This window comes from Vibrio sp. 1069, from assembly GCF_033340555.1.
In genome coordinates, this window is record NZ_JAWOWP010000649.1 from 1 (window position 1) to 590 (window position 590).

Annotated in this window: 1 protein-coding gene; it reads left to right on the forward strand. The window is 48.5% G+C overall.

The window, feature by feature from the left end:
* Nucleotides 1–590 (forward strand): L,D-transpeptidase family protein (locus R7040_RS28265; protein WP_318097856.1); only part of this gene is annotated, 590 nt, incomplete at both ends.

Below are 590 nucleotides of genomic sequence, written 5' to 3' on the forward strand. Positions count from 1 at the left end.
TATTCCATCTCAACTTATTCTTCCTGAAGTTCCTCACCAAGGCATCGTGATTAACTTGGCAGAGCTGCGTTTGTACTACTTCCCAGAGGGCGAAGATGTGGTGCATGTTTTCCCTGTTGGTATTGGTCGAGTTGGGCGAGATACACCAGTGATGACAACCAGCATCAGCCAAAAACGTCCGAACCCAACATGGACGCCACCTGCGTCTATTCGTGCAGAATACAGAGCGAAAGGGGTGGATTTACCTGCGGTTGTGCCAGCAGGCCCCGACAACCCGCTTGGGTTGTTTGCACTTCGTCTAGCTTACGGAAATGGTGAGTACCTTATTCACGGTACCAACAAAGATTTCGGCATCGGAATGCGCGTGAGTGCTGGTTGCATTCGTATGGACCCAAGTGATATCGAATGGTTGTTCGACAAGGTTCGTCGTGGTGAAAAAGTAAACATCATCAATCAGCCAGTGAAAGTGTCACTAGAGCCGGATCGTAGTGTGTTTGTGGAAGCGCATGAACCGTTAACTCGCAGCAATGGCGAGAAAGATCATTTACAAGTTCCGAAAGAATTGGGCTGGTGGCTAAATGAATTTGGAT